General features: G+C 62.7%; 23 protein-coding genes, 3 tRNA genes and 1 pseudogene. 24 read left to right on the top strand and 3 right to left on the bottom strand.

What is annotated here, in order from left to right:
* Window positions 1–103: 103 nt before the first annotated feature.
* Both Q0331_RS09110 and Q0331_RS09115 read right to left on the bottom strand, forming a co-directional pair.
* A tRNA-Val gene (locus Q0331_RS09110) sits at window positions 104–175 on the bottom strand.
* Window positions 176–224: 49 nt separating this feature from the next.
* Window positions 225–300: transfer RNA gene (locus tag Q0331_RS09115), tRNA-Gly, on the bottom strand.
* Between the two features lie 256 nt (window positions 301–556).
* Here Q0331_RS09115 and Q0331_RS09120 point away from each other — a divergent pair.
* From Q0331_RS09120 to Q0331_RS09235, 24 genes and pseudogenes are all read left to right on the top strand, one after another.
* Window positions 557–628 (top strand) — tRNA-Val (locus Q0331_RS09120).
* A gap of 202 nt (window positions 629–830) precedes the next feature.
* Window positions 831–1,415 (top strand): copper resistance CopC family protein, encoded by a 585-nt coding sequence (locus Q0331_RS09125; RefSeq protein ID WP_298076043.1) that lies wholly within the window; start codon window positions 831–833, stop codon window positions 1,413–1,415.
* Between the two features lie 69 nt (window positions 1,416–1,484).
* Window positions 1,485–1,805, top strand: coding sequence for a hypothetical protein (locus Q0331_RS09130; RefSeq protein ID WP_239386832.1), 321 nt, complete (start codon window positions 1,485–1,487; stop codon window positions 1,803–1,805).
* 100 nt (window positions 1,806–1,905) lie between these two features.
* Window positions 1,906–2,547 carry a copper chaperone PCu(A)C gene (locus tag Q0331_RS09135; protein ID WP_298076044.1) on the top strand — a complete coding sequence of 214 codons (642 nt, stop codon included), beginning with the start codon at window positions 1,906–1,908 and terminating at the stop codon, window positions 2,545–2,547.
* Window positions 2,548–2,552: 5 nt separating this feature from the next.
* Complete coding sequence (locus tag Q0331_RS09140) at window positions 2,553–3,806, top strand: Dyp-type peroxidase (protein ID WP_298076045.1); 1,254 nt, start codon at window positions 2,553–2,555, stop codon at window positions 3,804–3,806.
* A 145-nt stretch (window positions 3,807–3,951) separates the two neighbouring features.
* A complete protein-coding gene (thrS, locus tag Q0331_RS09145; protein WP_298076065.1) occupies window positions 3,952–5,955 on the top strand; it encodes a threonine--tRNA ligase in 2,004 nt (667 codons plus the stop codon).
* A 7-nt stretch (window positions 5,956–5,962) separates the two neighbouring features.
* Window positions 5,963–6,550: an HIT domain-containing protein gene (locus Q0331_RS09150; RefSeq protein ID WP_298076046.1), complete on the top strand. Its 588-nt coding sequence runs from the start codon at window positions 5,963–5,965 to the stop codon at window positions 6,548–6,550.
* Window positions 6,551–6,583: 33 nt separating this feature from the next.
* Window positions 6,584–7,249: a phosphatidylinositol phosphate synthase gene (pgsA, locus tag Q0331_RS09155; RefSeq protein WP_298076047.1), complete on the top strand. Its 666-nt coding sequence runs from the start codon at window positions 6,584–6,586 to the stop codon at window positions 7,247–7,249.
* A complete protein-coding gene (locus Q0331_RS09160) occupies window positions 7,249–8,217 on the top strand; it encodes a phosphatidylinositol mannoside acyltransferase (RefSeq protein ID WP_298076048.1) in 969 nt (322 codons plus the stop codon). Before pgsA ends, Q0331_RS09160 begins: the two co-directional genes overlap by 1 nt.
* Entirely contained in the window at window positions 8,214–9,395 is a 1,182-nt protein-coding gene (locus Q0331_RS09165; RefSeq protein WP_298076049.1) for a glycosyltransferase family 4 protein, read from the top strand. The genes Q0331_RS09160 and Q0331_RS09165 overlap by 4 nt, the downstream gene beginning before the upstream one ends.
* Window positions 9,392–9,910: a hypothetical protein gene (locus tag Q0331_RS09170; protein ID WP_298076050.1), complete on the top strand. Its 519-nt coding sequence runs from the start codon at window positions 9,392–9,394 to the stop codon at window positions 9,908–9,910. The genes Q0331_RS09165 and Q0331_RS09170 overlap by 4 nt, the downstream gene beginning before the upstream one ends.
* Window positions 9,911–10,000: 90 nt before the next feature.
* Window positions 10,001–10,903 (top strand): pyridoxal 5'-phosphate synthase lyase subunit PdxS, encoded by a 903-nt coding sequence (pdxS, locus tag Q0331_RS09175; protein WP_298076051.1) that lies wholly within the window; start codon window positions 10,001–10,003, stop codon window positions 10,901–10,903.
* On the top strand, window positions 10,903–11,775 hold the full coding sequence (locus Q0331_RS09180; RefSeq protein ID WP_298076052.1) for an acyl-CoA thioesterase II: 873 nt from the start codon (window positions 10,903–10,905) through the stop codon (window positions 11,773–11,775). Before pdxS ends, Q0331_RS09180 begins: the two co-directional genes overlap by 1 nt.
* Window positions 11,776–11,779: 4 nt before the next feature.
* Window positions 11,780–12,367 carry a pyridoxal 5'-phosphate synthase glutaminase subunit PdxT gene (gene pdxT / locus Q0331_RS09185; RefSeq protein ID WP_239198614.1) on the top strand — a complete coding sequence of 196 codons (588 nt, stop codon included), beginning with the start codon at window positions 11,780–11,782 and terminating at the stop codon, window positions 12,365–12,367.
* Between the two features lie 130 nt (window positions 12,368–12,497).
* A complete protein-coding gene (locus Q0331_RS09190; RefSeq protein WP_298076053.1) occupies window positions 12,498–13,253 on the top strand; it encodes a YebC/PmpR family DNA-binding transcriptional regulator in 756 nt (251 codons plus the stop codon).
* A 31-nt stretch (window positions 13,254–13,284) separates the two neighbouring features.
* Window positions 13,285–13,848 carry a crossover junction endodeoxyribonuclease RuvC gene (gene ruvC, locus Q0331_RS09195; RefSeq protein WP_298076054.1) on the top strand — a complete coding sequence of 188 codons (564 nt, stop codon included), beginning with the start codon at window positions 13,285–13,287 and terminating at the stop codon, window positions 13,846–13,848.
* A complete protein-coding gene (gene ruvA, locus Q0331_RS09200) occupies window positions 13,845–14,480 on the top strand; it encodes a Holliday junction branch migration protein RuvA (protein ID WP_298076056.1) in 636 nt (211 codons plus the stop codon). Before ruvC ends, ruvA begins: the two co-directional genes overlap by 4 nt.
* Before the next feature lie 50 nt (window positions 14,481–14,530).
* Window positions 14,531–15,622 (top strand): Holliday junction branch migration DNA helicase RuvB, encoded by a 1,092-nt coding sequence (gene ruvB, locus Q0331_RS09205; RefSeq protein WP_298076057.1) that lies wholly within the window; start codon window positions 14,531–14,533, stop codon window positions 15,620–15,622.
* 45 nt (window positions 15,623–15,667) lie between these two features.
* Window positions 15,668–15,982, top strand: coding sequence for a preprotein translocase subunit YajC (gene yajC, locus Q0331_RS09210; protein ID WP_298076058.1), 315 nt, complete (start codon window positions 15,668–15,670; stop codon window positions 15,980–15,982).
* A gap of 113 nt (window positions 15,983–16,095) precedes the next feature.
* Window positions 16,096–18,003, top strand: coding sequence for a protein translocase subunit SecD (gene secD, locus Q0331_RS09215; RefSeq protein ID WP_298076059.1), 1,908 nt, complete (start codon window positions 16,096–16,098; stop codon window positions 18,001–18,003).
* Window positions 18,004–19,321 (top strand): annotated as a pseudogene (gene secF / locus Q0331_RS09220) (protein translocase subunit SecF).
* Between the two features lie 58 nt (window positions 19,322–19,379).
* On the top strand, window positions 19,380–21,080 hold the full coding sequence (locus Q0331_RS09225; protein ID WP_298076060.1) for an ABC transporter substrate-binding protein: 1,701 nt from the start codon (window positions 19,380–19,382) through the stop codon (window positions 21,078–21,080).
* Window positions 21,081–21,128: 48 nt separating this feature from the next.
* Window positions 21,129–21,728 carry an adenine phosphoribosyltransferase gene (locus tag Q0331_RS09230; RefSeq protein WP_298076061.1) on the top strand — a complete coding sequence of 200 codons (600 nt, stop codon included), beginning with the start codon at window positions 21,129–21,131 and terminating at the stop codon, window positions 21,726–21,728.
* 73 nt (window positions 21,729–21,801) lie between these two features.
* Window positions 21,802–24,069 carry a bifunctional (p)ppGpp synthetase/guanosine-3',5'-bis(diphosphate) 3'-pyrophosphohydrolase gene (locus Q0331_RS09235; RefSeq protein WP_298076062.1) on the top strand — a complete coding sequence of 756 codons (2,268 nt, stop codon included), beginning with the start codon at window positions 21,802–21,804 and terminating at the stop codon, window positions 24,067–24,069.
* A gap of 50 nt (window positions 24,070–24,119) precedes the next feature.
* Here the strand turns inward: Q0331_RS09235 and Q0331_RS09240 are convergent, their stop codons facing one another.
* On the bottom strand, window positions 24,120–24,986 hold the full coding sequence (locus Q0331_RS09240; protein ID WP_298076064.1) for a peptidylprolyl isomerase: 867 nt from the start codon (window positions 24,984–24,986) through the stop codon (window positions 24,120–24,122).
* Window positions 24,987–25,086 lie beyond the last annotated feature (100 nt).

Below are 25,086 nucleotides of genomic sequence, written 5' to 3' on the forward strand. Positions count from 1 at the left end.
AACTCGCGACCCTCACCTTGGCAAGGTGATGCGCTACCAACTGCGCTACATCCGCGTGCAAAAGGCTTCTAAGCCTTCGCAGGTGGATCCGAAGGGGATCCTGTGCGCGATACTGGGATCGAACCAGTGACCTCTTCCGTGTCAGGGAAGCGCTCTCCCGCTGAGCTAAACGCGCTAAAACAACAACCCAAGCCCCGAAACTAGCCCGGGATATTGCTTGAGCGTGGAGCGGATGACGAGACTCGAACTCGCGACCCTCACCTTGGCAAGGTGATGCGCTACCAACTGCGCTACATCCGCACAAGCAACCCTGAACGCTTAAAAGCAATTCTTCGTCGCTGCGACAACAAACACTAGCCTGTTAGTCACCTAGTTCACAAATCCCCAGGTAGATCCGGGCTTCGGGAGGCTGCTCTCGCACCGATGTAACACTGCTGAACTACAATCTTGCAATTCATCGGAGCGGTGTGAAAGCGGCTTGATTGTGTCACGAATGTAGCGTCCACCTACGGGTTTTGGTCTTGCTTAGTGGCTAGTGGTACCTTTCCCTCTTGAAGGTTCCATAGCTCAGTGGAAGAGCGTTCCGCTCACACCGGAAAGGTCGCTGGTTCGAACCCAGTTGGAACCACAGTTCACCGCCTGGCAATTTCGCCGGGCGGTTTTCTTTTTCTCTCCCCCCAAGGTGCCCCCCGAGGGGGGGTATGGCCTGGGAACTCTTTGCTCGCGGCGCCCGACTACTTGGGTAGCGCTGGGAAAACTCGGCGGATTGAGCTCAGTCTTTTCGGCGCTATGGTGTTAGCAGTGTCGTGACAGAAAGGTTCACCGTTTACATGCCTCGCCGTTTTTCTTCTTTTGGACGCCCACTCGCCCGCATCCTGGCGACATCTGGAATGGTTGCCGCCGTTTCCGTGGGGTTTGGTGCTCCAGCTTCTGCCCATGACGTCGTGGTGAAGTCCACCCCGGAGGCCAACTCTACGGTCGATCACCTGCCGGAGAAGATCGTACTGAACTTCTCGGGTGAGCCGCAGGAGGGCTTCAACACCATCGCGCTGTCGCACGATGGTGAGGTGCTCTTCCGCGACGAGCCGGCGGCCGATGGCCGGGAGCTGTCCGTCGATGTTCCGGCTGAGGTGCAGGAGAAGAAGGACGGTGGCGAGTACATCGTCGGCTACCAGATCACTAGCTCCGACGGTCACTCCACCCGTGGCAGCCTGAAGTTCAATCTGGCTTCCGCGGATGGCGGCGAAGGCAGCGGTAGCGGCGAAAGCCAGTCCGAAGGGGGTTCCGAGGAGGGGGCACAGGGGGAGCAGTCCCTGAGTGTTCCTTCTTGGTTATTGCCTTTGGGCGGTATCGTCGTAGTTGTGGGTGCTTTGGCAATCGCCATCGCACGCTTTCGCGACTTGAAGGACGACTAGCCGACAGCGGTTGGATAGAGCGTTCCTCATGTCCGATTAGTTGACGATTACCTGATCAGGAGATTTCCCGTGAAGAAGTTCCGCTCTGCAACCGCTGCCGCTCTGGCTCTGACCACCGCCCTTGCACTGTCCGCTTGCACCCCTCCTAACGAGAATGACGGCGGTCAGCGCGAGGACACCGCAACCACCGGCCCGGCTAGCCCGAGCATCCAGTCCACCGAGGAAGCAGCTACCGACTCGTCCGAGTCCGAGGCTGAAGAGACCGACGCTACCGATGCGGAGGAGACCGACGCTTCCGTAGAGACTGAGATGGGCGGCGCTGAAGTGGCCACCGGTAACGCCGAGGCAACCGCCACCGGCGCAGCATCCGCGTCGGGTGCCACCAACTAGCACGCGAAACGCTAGAGATCGCGTATAGCGTGTCCGGGATATAGCCCCGGGCACACAAATGGTTGGGAAGCCCGCACGCCTTTTAATTGAAAGGTTTGTTATGTCCCTGACCTCCTTGAACAACACCAAGAAGCGTGCCGCAGCCGCGGCTGCCGTTGCGTTGAGCAGCGCGCTGTTCCTTTCTGCATGCTCGGACGATGGGGAAGATAAGAACGACGCTTCCACCTCGGCGGAGGCTACTCAGTCCACTGAGTCCGCTGATTCCGCCGACGACAAGGCTGCGGACGAGCAGGCTTTGGAGTTCAACGATTCCTATGTCACCGCCAAGCCTGCAGGCAAGAACATGACGTCTGTGTTTGGCACTCTGCACAACACCACCGACAAGGACATCACCATCACCGAGGTGAAGGGCGACATTGACGGTGCGAAGTACGAGCTGCACGAGGTCAACGCTGACGGCGAGATGCAGGAGATCTCGAGCCTGACGATCCCCGCGGGCGAGGATAGCGTGCTGGAGCCGGGCGGAAACCACATCATGATCATGGAAGTTTCCGACGAGATCGCCGCTGGCGATTCCCTGTCCTTCACCCTGGTCGACGAGGATGGCAACGAGTACAAGCTGGATAACGTTCCGGTGCGTGTTCAGCAGTCCACCCACGAGCACTACGGTGACGAAGACGGCGGCAACATGGAAGGCATGGACGGCATGCAGCACGGTGAAGAGCACGGACACGAGCACTAATACCCATGCCTGAACCCGCACGTTTTCTTCCTTCCATTTCTGACGCCCCCACCCCCGAGCCCACCCGAGGTGTGAAGTTCACTCGCCGTGGCTTCTTTGCGGGACTGGGGATGACCGGCGCCGCCTCCGTCCTGGCAGCCTGCAGCACAGCAGAAGACTCTGCTTCTACAGCTGGGAACGGTGGTGCTGGCGATGGGGCGTCAATAAGAAAGATTGATTTCGATGGCCCGCACCAGGCGGGTATCCGGGAAGACTCGCAGAACCACGCGCTGTTGGTGGCTTTTAACCTCAAGAGGGACGGGCTACCGCGCGATGGGCTGAAGAAGAACCTGGAGCGCCTGATGCGCATCTGGACCGGTGATGCGCGTTCCCTAACCCAGGGGCAGGTTGCCCTGGCGGACCTGGAACACGAGCTATCTATAGCCCCGCAGAACCTGACGGTGACTGCGGGGTGGGGGCCCAAGTTGATCAAGGATGCGGACTTGATTGGCGCGGCTCCTTCCTGGGTGAAGAAGAACCTCAACGGGCTGCCGAAGTTCAAGGGAGACAAGCTCGACCCGGACTTCGGTGGTGCCGATGTGGTCCTACAGATCTGTGGTGACGACCTCACGGCCGTGAGCCATGCCGCGCGTGTGCTGACCCGCGGCGGTCGTGATTATGCGACGCCGAAGTGGACCCAGCGCGGATTCGTGGATTCGCCGACAGGCGAAACTCCCCGTAACCTGCTGGGCTTCAAGGACGGCACCGCCATTCCCCGCACCGACGAAGAATACGACGAGGCAATCTGGGACGATCAGGGCGGCAGCGCAATGGTGGTCCGCCGAGTCGTGTTCGACATGCCGGGGTGGGAACAGCTGGATCGGAAGTCCCGAGAGGTCGTGTTCGGCCGACACGCGGACACCGGTGCGCCGCTGGGCGCGAAGGACGAGTTCGACTCGGTGGACCTCAACAAGACCGGCGATGACGGCTTGCCGCTGATCGACGAGCGCAGCCACGTTGGAATTACTGCGGGCGAGGGCACCCACATGAGGCGCCGCGCGTACAACTGGGACAACGAAGTCACGCCCCTGGGCAACAGCGGGCTGATTTTCATCTGCTTCCAGGCGGATCCCGACGAGGCATTTACGCCTCTGCAGAAGCGCCTCGCGGAGAAGGACCGGCTGAACACGTGGATCACCCACGTCGGTTCGGCGGTCTTCTGGGTGCTGCCCGGCACGCAAAACGGGGCGTACTGGGGGCAAGAGATCCTAGAGGGGTAGAATCTACGGGCGTTGAGGACTGTCACCAGGTATGTGACCGTCGCTAAAGCCCGAGAAGGAGCACGATCCACAAGTGAGTACCCCCGAAATCACCCCAGTTGCCGTTACTTTCCGCGTTCCGGCCGGCACCCCGGCCGGAGCCGCCATGCGCGAGCTGGGTCTTCCCAACAAGGGTCCGGAAGCCATCGTTTGTGTGAAGGAGACCGAGGGGGAGGGCGCTGGCCAGCTGCGCGACCTTTCCTGGGTGCCCGAGCAGGACGTGGACGTCGCCGCCGTTCCGGCGAACACCGATGAGGGGCGCGGCGTAATCCGCCACTCCTGCGCCCACGTGCTCGCACAGGCAGTGCAGAAGGAATTCCCCGGCACCAAGCTGGGAATCGGCCCGGCCATCGACAATGGCTTCTACTACGACTTCCAGGTTGCAGAGCCCTTCACCCCGGAGGATCTGAACAAGCTGGAAAAGGCGATGAAGAAGATCATCAAGTCCGGCCAGAAGTTCGAACGCAAGGCCTATGCCGACGCAGAGCAGGCTCGCGCGGAGTACGCAGATGAGCCCTTCAAGACCGAACTGATTGCCGACAAGGGCAATGTGGATCCGGACTCCGACGAAGCCACCGAGGTTGGAACCGGCGAACTGACCGCCTACAGCAACGTGAACCCGCGCACCGGGGAGGTCGAGTGGTACGACCTCTGCCGCGGCCCGCATGTTCCGACCACCCGCTACATCCCGGCTTTCGCTCTGACTCGTTCCTCCGCTGCCTACTGGCGCGGTGACCAGTCCAAGGCCGGGCTGCAGCGCATTTACGGCACCGCCTGGGAGTCGAAGGAAGCCCTGGCGGAATACCAGACGATGATGGAAGAAGCCGAGAAGCGCGACCACCGTCGCCTGGGCCAGGAGCTGGATCTGTTCAGCTTCCCCGACGAGATTGGCTCCGGCTTCCCGGTATTCCACCCGGACGGCGGCATCGTGCGCCTGGAGATGGAGGAGCACTCCCGTAAGCGCCACATTGCCTCCGGTTATAGCTTCGTCAACACCCCGCACATCACGAAGGGCGATCTGTTCCAGAAGTCCGGGCACTTGGATTTCTACTCCGACGGTATGTTCCCGCCCATGCAGCTGGACGGGGAAACTGACGACGAGGGCAACGTGACCAAACCGGCGCAGGATTACTACGCCAAGCCCATGAACTGCCCGATGCACAATCTGATCTTCGCCTCCCGCGGACGCTCCTACCGCGAGCTGCCGCTGCGCCTGTTCGAGTTCGGCACCGTGTACCGCTACGAAAAGTCCGGCGTGATTCACGGCCTGACTCGCGCGCGTGGCTTCACCCAGGACGACGCGCACATCTACTGCACCGAGGATCAGCTGGAGCAAGAGCTGACCACCGTGCTGGAGTTCATCATCTCCCTGCTGCGCGACTACGGCCTGGATGATTTCTACCTGGAGCTATCCACCAAGGATCCGAACAAGTTCGTGGGCACCGACGAGATCTGGGAGCGTTCCACGCAGATCCTGGAGCGCGTGGCCACCAAGTCCGGCCTGGAGCTGGTTCCGGATCCGGCGGGCGCGGCCTTCTACGGCCCGAAGATCTCCGTCCAGGCTCGCGACGCCATCGGGCGTACCTGGCAGATGTCCACCGTGCAGTTGGACTTCAACCTGCCGGAGCGCTTTAACCTGGAGTACACCGCACCGGACGGCTCCAAGCAGCGCCCGATCATGATCCACCGCGCTCTCTTCGGCTCCATCGAGCGCTTCTTCGGCGTGCTGCTGGAGCACTACGCCGGTGCGTTCCCCGCATGGCTGGCCCCGCACCAGGTTGTCGGCATCCCGGTCGCCGACGAGTTCAATGAGTACCTGGAGAACTTCGCCGCAGACCTGCGCGCCCAGGGCATCCGCGCGGAGGTAGACACCTCCGACGACCGCATGCAGAAGAAGATTCGCAACCACACCACCGGCAAGGCACCTTTCATGCTGCTGGTCGGCGGCCGCGATGTGGAGGCGAACGCCGTGAGCTTCCGCTTCCTGGACGGCACCCAGGTCAATGGCGTGCCGCGCGAGGATGCGCTGCGGATCATCTCCACCTGGATCGCTGAGCGCCGCAACGACCAGCCGAGCTCGGAGCTGGTGCAGCCGCTGGTGGAGGCTTAACACCGCAGTGGAGCAGCAACAGCCAGAGCAGCAACCGGAACAGCAGACCGAAGCGTATGTGGACTCAGGCGTGGGCTCCCAACCCGACCTGCAAGGCGGGCTGGAGCGACTGTGGGCGCCCTACCGCTCCCAGTACATCGCCAAATCCAAGCGATCTGCCGACCCCTTCGCCACGCTGCCGGAGCTTTCGGACGAAGATGCGCTGATCGTCGCCCGCGGCAAGTCCGTCTATTGCGTGCTGAACCTGTACCCGTATAACCCTGGCCACATGCTGGTGATTCCTTATCGCCAGGTTGCCGACTACACGGAGCTCAGCGCTGAAGAAACCGCAGAGCTGGCGGAGTTTACGAAGATCGCGCTGAAGACACTGCGGGCGGTTTCCAAGCCCGATGCGGTGAACGTCGGCCTCAATCTGGGTAAGGCCTCCGGAGGGTCCATTCCGACACACCTGCACCAACATATAGTGCCCAGGTGGGCCGGTGATGCTAACTTCATGACAGTCATGACGGGCACCAAGGTGTTGCCACAGACGCTGCGGGAGACCCGGGCGCTGCTGGCAGAGGCTTGGGAAAGCGTTACCCGTTCCACCGACTAGCGGTTCAAACCATTAGGGAGAATAACTTCAGCGATGCTTAGCGTGCACGGCCGTGGCCCCGCCGCGGTCATCATTGAACCGATCGCCCGGGTGCTGCACAAGATGGGGATTACCCCCAACGCAGTAACCGTTTTCGGCACCCTGCTGGCGATCGGTTTCGCACTCTGGCTGATTCCCTCCGGTCACCACTTCGCCGCCGCCGTACTCATCGGCCTTACGGTAGCCACCGACATGGTCGACGGCACGATGGCTCGCATGCGCGGCGGCGGCACCCGCTTCGGTGCCACGCTAGATGCCACCTGCGATCGCCTCAGCGACGGCGCCATTTTCGGCGCCCTGGTTCTCTGGTTTGGCCTGCAGGAGCCCGCGAACGTGGTGATGATGAGCGTCTGCCTGGTCATCCTTGTCGCCAGCCAGGTCACCAGCTACGTCAAAGCTCGCGCGGAGGCCTCGGGCATCAAGGTCGTGGGAGGCCTCATCGAGCGCCCGGAGCGCCTCATCATTTCCCTGGTCGCCGTCGGTATCGGCGGCCTCGGCGTGCCGCACGTTCTGGCGTGGGGTCTGTGGATCCTCGCCGCTGGTTCGCTGTACACGGTCGTCGAGCGGCTGGCGATTGTTGCTCGTTCGGACGCCGCTTCCCAGACCATTGCCGCCCCAGAAGGAGCCCGCGAGTTCCCCGCCGAGGGGAGTGAGGGTTAATGGGTGAGCGGCTGTCGGCCGCGGCTTATATCGCCGGCTGGAAGATAACCTCCAAGCTGCCGAAGCCGGTGGCGAAAGCTTTGTTCGAATGGGGCGCGGACGTGGCGTCCAAAAAGGGTAAAGGCCCAGAACAGCTGCGCCGTAACCTCGCCCGCATCGTCGGACCGGAGAACGTCACGCGCGACCTTGTGCGCCGTTCCATGCGTAGCTATATGCGCTATTGGCGCGAAGCCTTCCAGCTACCGGCGATGGCCGGACGCGAGCTGGCGGAGGAGCTCAACCGCAATTTTGTGCCCGGCTCGCTGGAGCTGCTGCACGCGAGCGCCGAATCCGGCCGAGGCACCGTCATCGCCTTGCCACACGCGGGCAACTGGGACATGGCCGGGGTGTGGCTGGTGCACCACTACGGGACCTTCACCACCGTCGCCGAGCGCCTGAAGCCGGAGATCCTGTTTGAGGCTTTCGTAGAGTACCGCGAGTCGCTGGGGTTTGAGATCATCGCGCTGACGGGTGCGGACGTGCCTCCCTTGGAGCGGATGGAGGAAGTGCTGCGCGGCGGTGGAACCGTGTGCCTGATGGGGGAGCGTGACCTGACCGGCCACGGAGTAGAGGTGGAGTTCTTCGGGGAGAAGACCTCCATGCCCGCGGGTGCGGCGCTGCTGGCGCAGCGCACCGGGGCGAACCTGTTCACCGCAAGAGTGGCGTTCCGCGGCGGGTCGACGGACCCCCGTCCCGAGCGTCGAGGCACGCCGGAGACCTGGGAGCACGAGGTTACGCCCGTAGAGGTGGAGGGGCGGAGCCTGCAGCAGATCGTGCAGCAGATGGCGGATAACTTCGCCCGCGGCATCGCCATGGACCCGCAGGATTGGCACATGCTGCAGCCGCTGTGGTTTTCGGACCTATCGGAAGCCCGCCGCAAGCGCCTGGGGCTGGGTGAAGAAAGCCAGACGGAAGGGCAGGGCCAATGAGGATAGGGATGGTCTGCCCGTATTCCTTCGACGAACCGGGCGGCGTGCAGATCCACGCCATCGACCTGTGCACCGAACTGCGCAAGCGCGGCCACGAGGTCAGCCTGATCGGCCCCGGCAAATCCACCGAGGGGCTGCCAGACTTTGTGGAGCTCGGTGGCTCCAGCATTCCGATCCGCTATAACGGCTCGGTCGCGCGGCTGAGCTTCGGCCCGCGGACGAAGAAGCACCTGAAGCAGTGGATCCGCGATAACCAGTTCGACCTGCTGCACATCCACGAGCCGAACTCCCCGTCCTATTCGATGATGGCCATGGCCGTGGCGGAAGGGCCGATCGTGGCGACATATCACGCCTCGGCCAGCGAGTCGAAGATCCTTAAAGTGGCGCTTCCTTTCCTGCGCCCCTACCTGGAGCGCATCCACGGTGGCATCGCGGTTTCCGAGGAGGCCCGCCGTTGGCAGGTGGAGAACCTCGCAGGTGACCCGGTGCTGATTCCCAATGGCGTGGAGACCTCCGTCTACCGGAACGCTGAACCGCTGGCTGGGCTGGGCACGCTCGAGCAATCTCGGCCGCGTCCTCGCCTGATGTTCCTGGGCCGTTTCGAAGAACCCCGCAAGGGGCTGCAGATCCTGTTGGAGGCCATGCCCCGGATCGTTACGGAAGTGCCAGACGTGGAGCTGATCATCGCCGGTGGCGGCGACATCGACGCTCTGGTCGAGCGTGTAAGGAAGCTCGGCCTGTCCGTCTGTGTGGGGTTGGGGCCCAGTGCGAAGCCTAGTGACGCCCACGTGCGCGTTCTCGGCCGCGTCAGTGACGCGGACAAGGCCAGCGCGCTGAGCGCGAGTGATGTTTACGTGGCTCCGAATACCGGCGGCGAGAGCTTCGGCATCGTCCTGGTGGAGGGAATGGCAGCCGGGGCGGCGGTGCTGGCCAGCGACATCCCGGCTTTTGAAGCCGTCGGCCAGCACGGAAAGTCCGCGCGCCTGTTCCGCAATGGTTCGGCCGAGGACCTGGCCGAGAAGGCCATTGGCCTCCTGCGCGACGACGCGGGCCGAGGCAAGCTCATCGCAGCCGGGGCGCAGCGGGCCGTCGATTTCGACTGGAAGACTGTCACCGACCAGGTGGAGCAGGTGTATGACACGGTGACGGTCAAGGGGCGAAGGGTGACACTAGCATGATCACGATTCCCGTGTGGGTCTTCATTGTCGCGGTGGTTTTGATCCTCGCGATCGTCGCGGGCGTGTGGGCCTCCGGCATGGCCAGCCGGCTGAACCGGTTGCACATCCGCACGGACTCCGCGCGCGTGAGCCTGGAAGGGGCGTTGCACTCCCGCTCGAGCGTGGTCGCAACGCTGCAACCGGAGCTAGGGCAGGACGTGGCGCATGTGAACCGCGTAGCGCTGCGGGCCACCGACATGGGCGCGCGCAGCGAGGCGGAGAACGAGCTGCTGAGCGAGCTGGATTCGCAAGTGTGGACCAACCCGAACTTCCTGGAAGCCTCGGCGAAGGTAGACCTGGCGGCCCGCTTCTACAACGATGCGGTCTCCGACACCTTGAGCGTGCGCTCCCGCCCTCTGGTACGCGCCCTGCGATTGGCCGGCCGGGCGCCGCTGCCGGAGTACTACGAAGCTCTTCTGTCCAGCCCCGCACCCAGCGAAGATTCCGCCAACAACGGGGGCTTAGCGGAGGGCTAGTTTTAATCCAATCCCGATAGTGGGATTGGAAAGTAGACAGGTTAGACTAGAGCCGATCTAAAACTCTTCATAGATGGGAAGTCAAGCATCGTGACCAATAACTCTTCTGCTGCGAACACCGGCACCGCTCGCGTGAAGCGCGGCTTGGCCGACATGCTCAAAGGCGGCGTGATCATGGACGTCGTTACCCCGGAGCAGGCAAAGATCGCCGAGGATGCCGGCGCCACCGCCGTTATGGCTCTGGAGCGCGTACCCGCCGATATTCGCGCCGAAGGTGGCGTTTCCCGCATGTCCGACCCGGACATGATTGAGGGCATCATTAATGCCGTCTCGATCCCCGTTATGGCCAAGGCCCGCATTGGTCACTTCGTCGAGGCACAGGTTCTGCAGTCCCTGGGCGTGGACTTCATCGACGAGTCCGAGGTGCTCACCCCGGCCGACTACAAGAACCACATCGACAAGTTCGACTTCGAGGTTCCCTTCGTCTGCGGTGCTACCAACCTGGGCGAGGCGCTGCGCCGCGTGAACGAGGGTGCGGCCATGATCCGCTCCAAGGGCGAGGCCGGCACCGGTGACGTCTCTAACGCGGTCACCCACATGCGCACCATCCGGGCAGAGATCAACCGTCTGACCTCCATGGCCGAGGACGAGCTGTACGTGGCCGCTAAGGAGCTGCAGGCTCCCTACGAGCTGGTGCGCGAAGTTGCTGCCAACGGCAAGCTGCCGGTCGTTCTGTTCACCGCCGGCGGTATCGCCACCCCGGCCGACGCTGCGATGATGATGCAGCTGGGCGCCGAGGGTGTCTTCGTCGGCTCCGGCATCTTCAAGTCCGGCAACCCGGAGCAGCGCGCCCGCGCTATCGTGCAGGCTACCCAGAACTACGACGACCCGGCTACCGTCGCCAAGGTCTCCCGCGGCCTGGGCGAGGCCATGGTCGGCATTAACGTCGACGAGATCCCGCAGCCGCACCGTCTCGCGGAGCGCGGCTGGTAATGGCTCCGCACCGTCCGAAGATCCTGGATGTTCTGGATCTAGAGCGCATCGACCGCGACATTTTCCGCGGCAGCCCGCTGCCGTCGAAGCTGGCGCGCACGTACGGCGGCCAGGTTGCCGCGCAAGCTTTGGTGGCGGCCACCCGCACCGTCAGCGAGGATTTCGCCGTGCACTCCCTGCACGGCTACTTCGTTGGTCCGGGTAACCCCGATGCAGCGACGGTGTTCTTGGTTGACCGTGTGCGCGACGGTCGATCCTTCGTCTCCCGTTCTGTGAAGGTGGTGCAGGACGGCAAGGCGATCTTCATCATGCAGGCCAGTTTCCATATCCGTGATGACCACGGCCCGCAGCACTCCGACGAGATGCGCGCGGTGCCGGACCCCGAGTCCATCGCGGTGGATACCGAGTCGCTAACCAGCGTCCAGCGCCTGTTCCGCGACGAGTGGGCCGACTGGGACGTGCGCATCGTCCCGCCGGAGGACTACGAGCACAACAAGTACACGGCCTCCCAGCAGGTGGTGTGGTTCCGCACGAAGTCCAAGCTGCCGGACATCGACACCCTGCACGTCTGCACCTTGGCCTACATGTCGGACATGACCCTGTTGTCGTCCGCGCTGGTGCCGCACCGTCCGGCGGAGTTCCAGGAGGCCTCGCTGGACCACGCCATGTGGTTCCTGCGTCCCTTCCGCGCCGACGAGTGGCTGTTGTACGACCAGGTTTCTCCGTCCGCTCACGGTGGCCGTGCGCTGACCCACGGGCGGATCTTCAACCAGCAGGGCGACCTGGTGGCCGTGGTCACCCAGGAGGGGCTGACCCGCACCTTGCGCGACGGCGCCCAATCGGTGCCGCTGAAGGAGCAAGAGGAGCAGTAGGCCGATGATCATTGGCGTGTTGAGCGTGCAAGGCGGCTTCGTCGAGCACATGCGCAGCATCGAACGCCTGGGCCACGAGGCTCGCGCCGTTCGCCGCCCCGAGCACCTGGAGGGCCTCGACGGGCTGATCATGCCCGGCGGCGAGTCCACCACCATGTCCAAGCTGCTGGAACTCGGCGGAATGCTTGAGCCTCTGCGGACGCTGGTTGCCGACGGCCTTCCCGTGTTCGGCACGTGCGCCGGGCTGATTCTGCTGGCCGATCGGGTCTTAGACACTCGTAGTGACGCCCACAGCTTGCACGCCATGGACATCACAGTGCGGCGAAACGCCTTCGGCCGCCAGGTGGACTCCTTCGAGACCCAGCTGCCGTTCGGAGATATCGACACGCCCGTCGAGGCCGTGTTTATTCGCGCTCCCAAGGTGGAAGAAGTGGGGGATGGTGTCGAGGTTGTGTCCACCTTGCCGGACGGCACGGTCGTCGGCGTGCGGCAGGGCCACGTGTTGGGATGCAGCTTCCACCCGGAGCTTTCCGAGGATGATCGCGTGCACGAGTACTTCCTGCGAATGGTCAAGCAGTACGGCGTGGAATAGCTGCGGCATAGGTTCAGCTGTTGGGGGCGTAGGGGCGTCATAAAGAAAAAGCGACGTACGTGACGGCGGCTACACCGTGGGGGTCTAGTATGGAAGCGATACAAACGAACCCGACTACCGAAAGAGGATCATGGCCGGCCACTCCAAATGGGCAACTACCAAGCACAAGAAGGCTGCCAACGACGCAAAGCGCGGCAAGGAATTCGCCAAGCTGATTAAGAACATCGAAGTGGCAGCTCGCACCGGTGGTGGCGACCCCAGCGCAAACCCGACGCTGCAGGACGCGATCACCAAGGCTAAGAAGTCCTCGGTGCCCAACGACAACATCGAGCGCGCCCGCAAGCGTGGCTCCGGCGAAGAGGCCGGCGGTGCTAACTGGGAAACCGTAATGTACGAAGGCTATGGACCCAACGGTGTGGCTATGCTCATCGAGTGCCTGACTGATAACCGAAACCGCGCCACCACCGATGTGCGCACCGCCATGAACAAGAACGGCGGCAACATGGCGGACGCGGGCTCCGTTTCCTACCTGTTCACCCGCAAGGGCGTGGCAGTGCTGGAGAAGGGCGAAAACACCGAGGACGACATCCTGCTCGCCGTGCTGGACGCCGGCGCGGAAGAGGTTAACGACATCGGCGAAAAGTTCGAGGTCGTGTGCGAATCCTCCGACATCAACGCGGTGCGTGACGCGCTGAAGGAAGCCGAGATCGACTACGACTCCATCGAGCTCGACTTCCGCGCGTCCATGGAGGTTCCGGCGGATGCCACCACAGCGAAGAAGGTGTTCAACCTGATCGACGCGCTGGAGGATTCCGACGATGTGCAGAACGTGTTCACCAACATGAATGTGCCGGATGACGTGCTGGCGGAGCTGGACAGCGAATAATTAAAACACGTGTGCTATTCTTGGCTACACGATGAACACTCCACATAATTCCGCCTGGGGCAGCCCCGTCGGCGGCCCGACCTCGCTGGCCGGGCTGCGCGTCATGGGGATAGACCCCGGGCTGACGCGCTGCGGACTATCCGTGGTGCAGGCGGGGAAGGGGAGGGCCGTGTACCCCGTGGCCGTGGGAGTGGTGCGTACTCCGTCGGACATGCCGGTGGAGCGGCGCCTCAACAAGCTCTTCGACGCGGTGGAGGAGTGGTTTGACGACTACCAACCGCACGTGGTGGCGCTGGAGCGCGTGTTCGAGCGCTCGAATGTTTCCACGGTGATGAACACCGCCCACGCCTCCGGCGTGCTGATGCTGGCCGCCGCCAGGCGCGGGGTAGATGTGCACATGTACACCCCCAGCGAGGTAAAGAAGTCCATCAGCGGCAACGGCCGGGCGGATAAGGCGCAGATGACGCGCATGATTACCCGTATCTTGGGGCTGAGCGAAGCACCCAAGCCGCCGGATGCGGCCGATGCGCTGGCGCTGGCCGTGTGCCATTGCTGGCGGGCGCCGCTGAACCATCTAGTAAAGGGGAAACCATGATCGCATCGCTGCGCGGAACTGTGATTGATAAGGGCCTGGACTACGTCATCATTGAGTGTGCGGGCGTGGGATACCAGTGCATCGGTACCGCCACCACCATCTCGGAGCTGCCGCGGGGCGAGGAAGTCTTCGTGACGACCGCGATGGTGGTGCGCGAGGACTCGCAGACGCTGTACGTGTTCAAGGATGCAGACGAAAAGCGCGCCTTCGCCACCCTGCAGTCCGTCTCCGGCGTGGGCGCCCGCCTGGCGTTAGCGATCCTGTCGGTTATTAGCCCGCAGGAACTCGCCCGAGCGGTATCCAACGGCGACCACAAGACCCTGCAGAAGGCCCCCGGCGTGGGTAAACGCCTGGCCGAACGCATGGCTGTGGATTTGAAGGGCAAGGTGGCGGATCTGGGAGAGATCGCGGATACCGGTGCTGCGGGCGCGGTTGGTGCGGCCGGCGTTGCAGGTGACGGCCAGGCCGTGGCGACGGACGTGCGGGAACAGGTCCTCGAGGCGCTCGTGGGGCTCGGGTTTACGGAGTCCAAGGCCGGTACCACCATTGATGGAGTTCTGGCTCAGTGGTCGGCCCCGCAAGCCCCGGACGCTTCCGGGCTGCTGCGCGCCTCGCTGGCGACAATTAAATAGGCACAGGGACGCGCAAGTACGCTGCTGAAGAATAGGGGAAACTAGAGACCATGAGCGACACCGAGCGCACAGAGTTTGAACTTCCACCGGGCGTGGGGCCGGGCGCCGCACCCGGCGGCCAAGGCTTCTCCCAGAACGCGGACCTGGACCCGCAGCAATCCGCCGGGGAATCGGACGTTGATACTTCGCTGCGCCCCAAGTCACTGGATGAGTTCATCGGTCAGCCGAAGGTGCGCACGCAGCTGGACCTGGTGTTGGGCGGTGCGCGGTCTCGCGGAGTAGCCCCTGACCACGTACTGTTGGCCGGCCCGCCCGGCCTGGGCAAGACCACCATGGCGATGATCATCGCCCAGGAACTCGGCAGCTCCCTGCGCATGACCTCCGGCCCCGCCCTCGAGCGCGCGGGCGATCTGGCCGCCATGCTCTCCAACCTCATGGAGGGCGACGTACTGTTTATCGACGAGATCCACCGCATGGCACGCCCCGCCGAGGAGATGCTTTACATGGCGATGGAGGATTTCCGCATCGACGTCATCGTCGGCAAGGGCCCCGGCGCCACCTCCATCCCCATCGAAATCGCCCCATTTACTCTGGTGGGCGCCACCACCCGCGCGGGCATGCTCACCGGCCCGCTGCGCGACCGCTTTGGCTTCACCGCCCAGATGGAGTTCTATGAGACTGCGGACCTGACCCGGGTTGTCACGCGCGCTGCGGGCATCTTGGGAGTTGAGATTACTGGTGACGCCGCAGCGGAGATTGCATCCCGTTCCCGCGGAACCCCGCGTATCGCCAACCGACTGCTGCGCCGAGTGCGCGACTTCGCGGATGTGAATGCCGACGGAAAGATCACCGTCGAGGTGGCGCGTGCCGCGCTGCTGGTCTTCGACGTGGACGAATCTGGGCTGGATCGGCTCGACCGGGCAGTCATCGAAGCCTTGGTGAAAGGCCACGGCGGTGGACCTGTGGGCGTCAATACCCTTGCGCTAGCGGTAGGTGAAGAACCGTCAACGGTCGAGGAAGTGTGCGAGCCCTACCTCGTGCGCGCCGGAATGGTGAGCCGCACCCCGCGAGGGCGCGTGGCGACCGCGGCGGCGTGGCGGCACATCGGGCTGGAACCGCCGGAGGGCACAATCGGGCTATAACGGGGCAAAGGGGATGCGCGGAGGGCATGTGGCAAAATTGTCACTATGCCAATTGACATTATTCTCATCGTCCTTGTCCTACTTGTGTTCGTCGGCTTGCCGCTGATCCAGATCCGCAAGCAAAACAAGCGGGTTCAGGAGATCCGGCAGTTTCAGGATCAGCTGGGTCCAGGCATGGTCGTGAAGACGACCTCCGGCATCCACGGTCGTGTGGTCCACGTGGGGGATACGACCATCGACCTGGAGATTGCACAGGGTGTTGTGACCACCTGGGAGAAGGTTTCCATCCTGGAGACCGTCGACTCTGTGGAGCCGGGCTCGCAGCAAGAGACGCAGCTGACCGAAGAAAAAGAAGACTAACTAGCTGGTTCGGTATTCCGTTTGTCCGAACCCAGGCGTTAGTATCACGGGGTTAGATTTTTTAGTACACCGGTCGCGCGTGTTCGCGGCTGGATTGCAGGAGACTTAAAGCGGTGGCAAAGAAGAAAAAGAGAACTGCTGCACAGGGCGGCTTCGCGTGGCCGAAGCGGGCGCTCGCCGCATTCGTGGTGGTCGTCCTCATCGTGCTGGGCTTGATCATGTTTACGGGCAACAAGTCCTTCGAGCCAAAGTTGGGCATCGACCTGCAAGGCGGTACCCGAGTGACGTTGGTTCCGCAGGGGGATACGCCCACGCCGGATCAGCTGAGCCAGGCGCGCACGATTCTGGAAAACCGCGTGAACGGCATGGGCGTTTCCGGTGCTTCCGTGGTGACGGATGGCAACAACCTGGTCATTACGGTTCCCGGATCGGACGCGGGCGAGGCGCGCTCGCTCGGCAAGACCTCGCAGCTGCTGTTCCGCCCCGAATCGCAGCCGGGGCAGCCCACCAAGGACTTCCCCCAGGCCTTGAAGAAGATGGCGAACCGTTGGGTAGAGAACGGAATTATCACCCCAGATTTCGCCAACGAGCGCCTTGGGCAAATGGTTAAGGCATTCCCACAGCTCGGCCTGGAGGATGCGCCGAAGGAGCTGAAGGTCTCCGCCAAGCCACCGGCGGAGCCAAAGGATTCTGTCGAGGAGCAGGAACGCCGCGACAAGCAGGTCGAGGTGCTGAAGGCAGACCGCCAGAGCATGGACGGAAACAAGCAGCAGGCAGCCGGTGCACTGCTGGACTGTGAAGCTAACGATCCCATGGCAGGATCCGACGATGCGGACAAGCCGTTGGTCACCTGTAGCGACCAGGGTCCCATGGTTCTGGGCCCGGCGCCGCTGCTGAAGGGCGAGACCGACGAGAAGAACGGCGAGCGCCTGACCGGAGAGATGATCGACACGAACTCGCAGATCACCGGCGGCCTGCAGCCGAACTCGGCGCAGATGGCCATCACCTTCAAGTTCAAGACCGGCGAGCAGACCCCGGGTGGCGAGACCTGGTACGCACTAGGCCAAGAGATGATGGGCAAGCGAGTGGCCATCACCCTGGACTCCAAGGTCATTTCCGCGCCTGAGATCCAGTCGCCGACGCCCCCGGGCGAGGTCTCCCAGATCACGGGTAGTTTCTCCGAAAAGGAGGCCCAGGACCTGGCTAACAACCTGCGCTATGGCGCGCTGCCGCTGAGCTTCGTCGGTGAGAACGGCGAGCCGGGCGGTACCACCACGACAATCTCCCCGTCGCTGGGTGCGGCTTCCCTGAAGGCCGGCGTCATTGCCGGTCTGGTGGGCCTGGTTCTGGTAGGCCTTTACGCACTGGCCTACTACCGCGGTTTGGGTGTTGTGGCCATCGTGTCCCTCGTCGCGGCGTTCGCCCTGGTGTACGGATTCATTGTTCTGCTGGGGCGTTGGATCGGCTACAGCCTGGATCTGGCGGGCATCGCCGGCCTGATTATCGGCCTTGGCACCACGGCCGACTCCTTCGTGATCTACTTCGAGAGGATCAAGGACGAGATCAAGAATGGTGCTACGTTCCGCTCCGCAGTGCCACGCGCCTGGCAGCGGGCTCGCAGCACGATCGTAACGGGTAACATCGTCTCCTTAATCGCCGCTGTGATCCTTTACTTCCTGGCTGTCGGCGACGTCAAGGGCTTCGCGTTCACCTTGGGTCTGACGACCGTGTTCGACCTGGTGGTGGCGTTCCTGCTGACCGCCCCGCTGCTGATCCTGATGTCCCGCCGACCACACTTCGCCTCGCCGAAGCTCAACGGCCTGGGCGCAGCCTACCGCGTTGCGGAGCGCAAGTACGGGCGGAAGCCCCACGAGCACGCTGTGCGGGCTAAGTCGGCCCAGAAGGCCGACAAGGCCAGCAAGCCAGAGAAGGCCGACAAGGCTGAAGACCCGGATGATGCGCAAGACAAGGCGTCCACAAAGGCAGATACCCCGGCCACCGACGACAAGGAGGGGAAGTAAATGAGTAACCCCGAAACCCTAAGCGCGAAGGAGTCCGAGGCCGTGGAGTCTAACGAACTTTCGGCGGCCGAAGCCACCCCGGTCGACGCGCCCGATACCGAGGCGGCGGGCTTCTTCGAGAAGCTTTACAACGGCAACGGCGGCTTCCGCATTGTGCAGAACCGCGGTCGCCTTTATGGCATCCTCGTCGCGGTGGTAGTGGCTTGTCTGCTGTCCATCCTGGTGCGCGGCTTCTCGCTGGGCATCGACTTTGAGGGCGGCACTCGTATGACCATGCCGCCGGCAGGCGGAGCCACCGAATCTAGCGTTTCCGAGGTCTTTGAGGAAGCCACCGGCATCGCAGTCCACCCAGACTGTCGGTAGCGGCGATGCCGAATCCATCGAAATCAACTCCGAGCGCCTGAGCGAGGAGCAGATCCGCGAGGCCCGTTCGGCGCTGTTCAACGAGTATCACCCGAAGAATAACGTCGGCGAAGTCACTCAGGATGCGATCAGCGACTCCACAGTCTCCGAATCGTGGGGTAGCAGCATCACCAAGAAGATGCTCATCGCCCTGGGCGTATTCCTGCTGGCGGTGTTCCTCTACATCGCGATCCGCATGGAGCGCGACATGGCCGCCGCGGCCATTATTTGTCTGTTGATCGACCTCACCGTCGTTTCCGGTATTTACGCGCTGATTGGCTTCGAGGTTTCGCCGGCGACCGTGATCGGCCTGCTCACGATTCTGGCTTACTCGCTCTACGACACGGTCGTGGTGTTCGACAAGGTGCAGGAAAACACGTCCGGCCTGTTTGGTTCCACACGCGCTACCTACGCCGAGGAAACGAACTTGGCCATTAACCAGACGATCATGCGCTCGATCAACACCTCCATCTTCTCCCTGGTGCCGATCGCCTCGCTGCTGATCGTTGCCGTGGGCATCATGGGTGTGGGCACGCTGAAGGACCTGGCGCTTGTGCAGTTCATCGGCGTGATCGCCGGTACGTTTAGCTCCATCTTCTTTGCCGCACCGCTGCTTGTGACGTTCAAGATGCGCCAGCAGAAGTACAAGCAGCACGAGGCCCGAGTAGAGCGTGCCCGTTCCCTCGCCGCGTCGCAGGAGAGTTCTTCTGATGAGGACGCCGCAGTGGAGACCGCCGAAGATGCCAACGAAAAGGTAGGAGGTTCCGCCGCAGACGCGGATGCAGGTGCGGAGAGGAAGGCCGGAAAGCGCAGCGTATCCAGCCCGAATGCCCGCCTGGCAGACGATTCTACGGAGGACTTCAAGCGCGAGACCCACAACGAAGACGCCGGAAGGTCCTGGCGCCCGGGCATGTAGCCCGGAGAGGCCCGCAGGTTCTTTTCGTGTAGATGTGTTGGAGGAAGGAAGGCGACCAGTGATCCGCAAGCAGGATGCAGTACGGTCCACCGCAGCCTTGGCGCTATCCGCAGCCCTGGCTGCAGCCGGTCTGGCCGGTTGTTCGGAGGATTCCCCACTGAGTAGCACGCCGGAGCAGTTCGGATACGTGCTGACCAGCGACCTGGTGACCTCCAACGCGGGCACAGCGGTGGGCGTGGCGACGGATGCCGCGAAAATTTCCGCCCGACTCTACCCGGGAGCCTTCATTGCCGGGCCACGCGGACAGAACCTGCCGAATGGCGACTTGGTGACGGCCAAGCCAGCGCCCGGGAATCCTCGACAGGTGGACTACACCATTAACGAGAACGCCACCTACTCGGATTCAAAGCCCGTGGTGTGCGATGACTTTTTGCTGAGCTTCCAGGCCAGCTCCCGCCCGGACCTCTTCGGCGCCGACATGCCGCTGTTTGGCCAGGTGGAGAACATCGACTGCGCAGCGGGCGCCAAGCAGTTCAGTGTTCACTTCGCCGACAAGCGCGGTGAACGCTACCGCGAGCTATTCGGGCCTGGCACGGTGCTGCCCTCCCACACTGTGGCGGAGAAGGCCGGGGTGGAAGATGTCGTGTCCGCCATCGACGGCATGGACGAACAAACGCTGACGGATCTGGGTAGGGCCTGGCAGGATGTGTTCACCTTCGCCAAGACTGATCCTTCCCAGGTGCCGACTTCCGGGCCGTACAAGATTGCTGCCCGAAAGGAAGATGGCTCGCTGAAGCTGGAGAAGAATCCTGAATGGAGCGGGGTTGAGCCGGCCCAATCCCCGGTGTACCTCTGGCCACAGGGGGCGGACGTTAAGAAGCTGGGGGAGCACAACCAGCTTTCCGTGGTGGATACCAATCGCGGTGCCGGAGAGACTCCTGGCAAAGTGGCTAAGGACCTGGGGTTGAACAGCGACGAGTTCCGCGTGGTTGAGAACAACTCTGAGCGCGTGGATACCTTGCGTGTCTCCGACCTTGGCCTGCTGCAGAATCCCGACTCCCGCAAGGCTCTGAATGCTTGCATCGACCGGGAGGCGATCGCCAAGGCCGTGGAGGAGGAGACCGGAGCGGCCGTCCAGCCGACCGGCCTGCGAGTGGTTGGCTCCGAGCACCCGCTGCGCGGCTACCTGGACGACATCAACGATCGGAATACCAAGGTCAATGTCGATGAGGCCCGATCGCAGTTGAACGGGATGACTATCCGCGTGGGCTTCCTGGATTCCGTGCCGCGGTATAAGAAGATTGTTGACGCCCTTAAGTCCCAGTGCGCGGAGGCGGGAGTAAGTATCGAGGCCGTGCCTCGCAGCGCTGAAGACTACGGACTCCTGGGTGTGGATTACGACGTAGCCCTCGACACCCGTTCGGCCAACGGCCGAAACTCGGCGGTGAACTCCACACAGGCCTCTAGTATCAAGGAGATCCGGGGTGCGGAGACTGCTTTGGCCGACGACGCCATGACTTTACCGCTGGTGACCGAGCCGCGCACTATCCTGGCGGAGGTTCATGCAGCTAATGTGCTGGATAGTTCCTCGGATACGGGGGTGAGCTGGAACATGGATCGCTGGGTGGAGTCCGACGAGCCTGTGGCGACCGGCCGTGCCTCCGACGAAGGCAACGACGGGGCGGAGGGAACCGAGGCTAGTGAGTCCCCTGTAGTTCCTGAAGATGATGAGCCCCAAAAGGATGACACCCAGAACTAGGGCTGATCGCACAATTGCAGCCACCAAAAGAGAAAGTGACCTAAGAGCTTGACTTCCGACGACCACGCCGACCACGCCGACCACGCCGACAAAGACAGCAATCCCCAGCGCGCACAGACCGCGGCAAGCGCGCTGCGCCGAAGCATCCGGGTTGTCCCGGACTTTCCCTCACGCGGCATCGTTTTCGAAGACCTCACCCCCGTGCTGGCAGACCCGCACTCCTTCAAGCTTTTAGTGCAGGATCTAGCGGCGCATTGCCGCAATTTCGATATTGATCTGATTGGCGGGTTGGATGCCCGTGGCTTCCTGCTGGGAAGCGCCGTCGCCTACGAGCTGGGTGTGGGCATCCTGGCAGTTCGAAAAGGCGGCAAACTGCCGCCTCCTGTCCACCATGTGGACTACGCTTTGGAGTACGGCACGGCCTCACTAGAGATCCCGGCTGACAACGCGATCCCGCTGCAGGGCAAGAACGTCTTCCTCATCGACGACGTGCTAGCCACCGGCGGTACGCTCGCTGCCTCGCGCGAGCTGCTGGAAAACGCCGGGGCGAAGGTCTGCGGACTCGGCGTGGTGCTCGAAGTATCCGCGTTGGACGGTCGCGATCGTCTGAAGGATCTTCCGCTCTACGTGGTCGACCAGGCCGTCTGATACCCCCAGGGGTCATTGGCGCAGGTGGCGTCAATAAAAAGAAGAGAAGAAACAGGCAGGACTTGAAGCGGCTATGAGCAACGAAAAGGGTTCGCTGTGGATGGCGGCTCGCATTGCGCGAAGCCTGACCGGCACCGGTAAGCCAAAGATCAACCCCGTACTGGGGCCGCTCATTTCCGTGCACAGGCGCTTTCACCCGCGTGCCGACCTCGCTCTGCTGAACCGCGCCTATGCTACCGCCGAGAAGCTGCACGAGGGCGTGAAGCGCAAGTCCGGCGAGCCCTACATCACGCACCCGCTGGCGGTGGCGACGATCGCTGCGGAGATCGGCATGGACACAACCACCGTGGTCGCAGCGCTGCTGCACGACACGGTGGAGGATACTGATTACTCCCTGGATGAACTTTCCCACGACTTCGGCAGCGAGGTCGCCCGCTTAGTAGACGGCGTGACGAAGCTGGACAAGGTGGTGCTGGGCTCCGCGGCGGAGGCGGAAACCATCCGCAAGATGATCGTCGCCATGGCGGAGGACCCGCGCGTGCTAGTGATCAAGGTGTCTGATCGCCTGCACAACATGCGCACCATGCGCTTCCTGCCTCCGGAAAAGCAGGCCAAAAAGGCACGCGAGACCCTCGAGGTGATCGCCCCGCTGGCCCACCGCCTGGGCATGGCGACCGTGAAGTGGGAGCTGGAGGACCTGGCTTTCGCTATCCTCTACCCGAAGAAATACGACGAGATTGTGCGCCTGGTTGCCGACCGCGCCCCGAAGCGCGACCAGTACCTGGCGAAGGTGAAGCAGGAAATCGAGCTGGCAATGTCGCGCAGTTCGCTGCACGCCACCGTGGAGGGCCGTCCGAAGCACTACTGGTCGATCTACCAGAAGATGATCGTGCGCGGCCGCGACTTTGACGAGATCTTTGACCTGGTGGGCGTGCGCATCCTGGTGGATAGCGTGCAGGATTGCTACGCGGCCGTCGGTGCCATCCATACCCTCTATCAGCCGATGCCGGGGCGTTTCAAAGACTACATTTCCTCCCCGCGCTTCGGGGTGTACCAGTCGCTGCACACCACTGTGATCGGCCGGGACACCAAGCCGTTGGAAGTGCAGATCCGTACTCACGAGATGCACCACAACGCCGAATACGGAATCGCCGCGCACTGGCGGTACAAGGAAACCCGTGGCAACAACAACAGCGAGTCCGCAGAGGTAGACCAGATGGCGTGGATGCGCCAACTGCTGGACTGGCAGAAGGAAGCTGCGGACCCGAACGAGTTCCTGGATTCGCTGCGCTACGACCTGTCGACGAACCAGATCTTCGTGTTTACGCCGAAGGGCGATGCCATCACACTGCCGAACGGCTCCACGCCGATCGACTTTGCTTACGCAGTGCACACGGAAATCGGGCACCGTTGCATTGGTGCGAAGGTCAACGGCAAGCTGGTGGCACTGGAATCCAAGCTGAACACCGGCGACAAGGTGGAGGTCTTTACCTCAAAGGACCAGAACTCCGGGCCGTCGAAGGACTGGATGAACATCGTCGTCTCACCGCGTGCCAAGGCGAAGATCCGGCAGTGGTTTGCCAAGGAGCGCCGCGAGGAAGCTGCGGAGAAGGGGCGCGACCTGCTGGCCGCCGAAGCGCAGCGCGGTGGCCTGGCAGTGCACCGCCTGTTTACTCACGAATCCCTGCGGCTGCTGGCCAGCGACATGAACTACCAGGATGTCGAGGCACTTTACACGGCCATTGGGCGGGGAGAGGTCACCGCCGGGCACGTCTGCCACCGCTTGGTGGAGGGGATGGAGCCGGAATCCGAGGCAGATGACGTCCTGCAGTCGGGTTCGGCGACCTCGAAGATTGCGAACACCCCGCAGGAAGGCCGCGGCGATGGCTCCGGCATTCTGGTGCAGGGGGAGGCAGACTTCTCCGCGAAGCTGGCGAAGTGCTGCACCCCGGTGCCGGGCGATAAGATCTTCGGGTTCATCACCAAGGGCGGGGGAGTAAGCGTGCACCGCACGGACTGTACCAACGCCGAGAAGCTGCACCAGGAGCCGCAGCGGATCATCGAGGTCTCGTGGGCCAGCAGCTTCCACAATGCGGTGTTTATGGTCACGATCCAGATCGAGGGTCTGGATCGCAACGGTTTGCTCTCTGAGGTCACGCGCGTGGTCTCTGACCAGAAGGTGCCGATCATCGCCACGAACTCGCACACCGCGGGTGATAGGGTGGCGACGATCCGCTTCACCTTCGAGGTGTCGGACACGAAACAGCTGGGCTACATGATGAACCAGCTGCGCAACGTCGAAGGCGTCTACGACGTCTATCGCGTCACGACTGGTGGCTAGCCGAGGAGGCTAGCCCAGAAAACTAACCCCAGAAAACTAACCCTAGAAGACTAACCCAGCACTGCGGACTCGATGTTGATGTCCTCGGACGGGGAGGCATCGCCCTCAGGTGCCTTTTCCATCAGCTTGTCCAGCACCTTCAGGCCGGACTCGTCGATGGTGCCGAAGACGTTGTAGCTCGGCGGCAGGGTGGTGTCGCCGGTGACCAGGAAGAACTGGCTGCCGTTGGTATCCGGGCCGCTGTTGGCCATCGCCAGGGTGCCTCGCTTGTAGTTGACCGGCGTTTCAGCCTTGTCCTTGTCTACACCGTTGCTCGGGAATTCATCCGCGAAGGAGTAGCCCGGGCCGCCTGCGCCGGTGCCCTCGGGGTCGCCACACTGCAGGATCGTCATGGAATCGGACTTCACAGAACGGTGGCACTTAGTGGAGTCGTAGAACTTCTTCTCTACCAGGTGCTTGAAGGAGTTGGTGGAGCACGGAGACTTGTCGTTGGCCAGCTCCAGGCCGACCTCTTTGCCGTTTATGGTCAAGGTGACCTTCTCGGTTCCCTTGGCGGTCACGTTCTTGCCGTTGGGCAGTCCGGCGTCGCTGAGCTCGCCCTCCGGATCCTTCTTGTACTCGCACTTCACGGTCTCGCCGTAGGGCTCCTTGGGGCCTGCCGGCAGCGCCACGGGCTTCACGTCCGGCTCTTCGGACTGTTGCTGCTCGCTTTCGGCGACCTGATCTTCCTCCTCGTCAGAGGAGTAGGTGGCGGCAAACCAGATTCCGCCGACGATGACCACCAGCACGGCGAGGGTTGCTGCGACCACGCCCAGCGGTGCGATCTTGGCCTTGCGCTCACGGGACTTCAGAGCTTTCTCTAGCTCCGACAGCGCCTGATCGCGCTGAGTCGCGTTCGGATAGTTGTTGTCAGACACGTTTTTCTAGGACCTTTCTTGTGCTAGATACGGTGATCCATTATGCCCTATATACTGGCCGATTCGGGTGAAGGGGCACGGGCTCGTTGCTACTTTCGCT

The sequence above is a fragment of the uncultured Corynebacterium sp. genome, assembly GCF_937999985.1.
In the GTDB taxonomy this organism is placed as follows: Bacteria; Actinomycetota; Actinomycetes; order Mycobacteriales; family Mycobacteriaceae; genus Corynebacterium.

What these genes read in the sequence shown, in the direction of transcription:
- Q0331_RS09125 (WP_298076043.1), top strand. Translation starts at nt 831, where the DNA reads ATGCCTCGCCGTTTTTCTTCTTTTGGACGCCCACTCGCCCGCATCCTG.
- Q0331_RS09135 (WP_298076044.1), top strand. Translation starts at nt 1,906, where the DNA reads ATGTCCCTGACCTCCTTGAACAACACCAAGAAGCGTGCCGCAGCCGCG.
- Q0331_RS09140 (WP_298076045.1), top strand. Translation starts at nt 2,553, where the DNA reads ATGCCTGAACCCGCACGTTTTCTTCCTTCCATTTCTGACGCCCCCACC.
- thrS (WP_298076065.1), top strand. Translation starts at nt 3,952, where the DNA reads ATGCGCGAGCTGGGTCTTCCCAACAAGGGTCCGGAAGCCATCGTTTGT.
- pgsA (WP_298076047.1), top strand. Translation starts at nt 6,584, where the DNA reads ATGCTTAGCGTGCACGGCCGTGGCCCCGCCGCGGTCATCATTGAACCG.
- Q0331_RS09160 (WP_298076048.1), top strand. Translation starts at nt 7,249, where the DNA reads ATGGGTGAGCGGCTGTCGGCCGCGGCTTATATCGCCGGCTGGAAGATA.
- Q0331_RS09165 (WP_298076049.1), top strand. Translation starts at nt 8,214, where the DNA reads ATGAGGATAGGGATGGTCTGCCCGTATTCCTTCGACGAACCGGGCGGC.
- Q0331_RS09170 (WP_298076050.1), top strand. Translation starts at nt 9,392, where the DNA reads ATGATCACGATTCCCGTGTGGGTCTTCATTGTCGCGGTGGTTTTGATC.
- Q0331_RS09180 (WP_298076052.1), top strand. Translation starts at nt 10,903, where the DNA reads ATGGCTCCGCACCGTCCGAAGATCCTGGATGTTCTGGATCTAGAGCGC.
- pdxT (WP_239198614.1), top strand. Translation starts at nt 11,780, where the DNA reads ATGATCATTGGCGTGTTGAGCGTGCAAGGCGGCTTCGTCGAGCACATG.
- Q0331_RS09190 (WP_298076053.1), top strand. Translation starts at nt 12,498, where the DNA reads ATGGCCGGCCACTCCAAATGGGCAACTACCAAGCACAAGAAGGCTGCC.
- ruvC (WP_298076054.1), top strand. Translation starts at nt 13,285, where the DNA reads ATGAACACTCCACATAATTCCGCCTGGGGCAGCCCCGTCGGCGGCCCG.
- ruvA (WP_298076056.1), top strand. Translation starts at nt 13,845, where the DNA reads ATGATCGCATCGCTGCGCGGAACTGTGATTGATAAGGGCCTGGACTAC.
- ruvB (WP_298076057.1), top strand. Translation starts at nt 14,531, where the DNA reads ATGAGCGACACCGAGCGCACAGAGTTTGAACTTCCACCGGGCGTGGGG.
- yajC (WP_298076058.1), top strand. Translation starts at nt 15,668, where the DNA reads ATGCCAATTGACATTATTCTCATCGTCCTTGTCCTACTTGTGTTCGTC.
- Q0331_RS09235 (WP_298076062.1), top strand. Translation starts at nt 21,802, where the DNA reads ATGAGCAACGAAAAGGGTTCGCTGTGGATGGCGGCTCGCATTGCGCGA.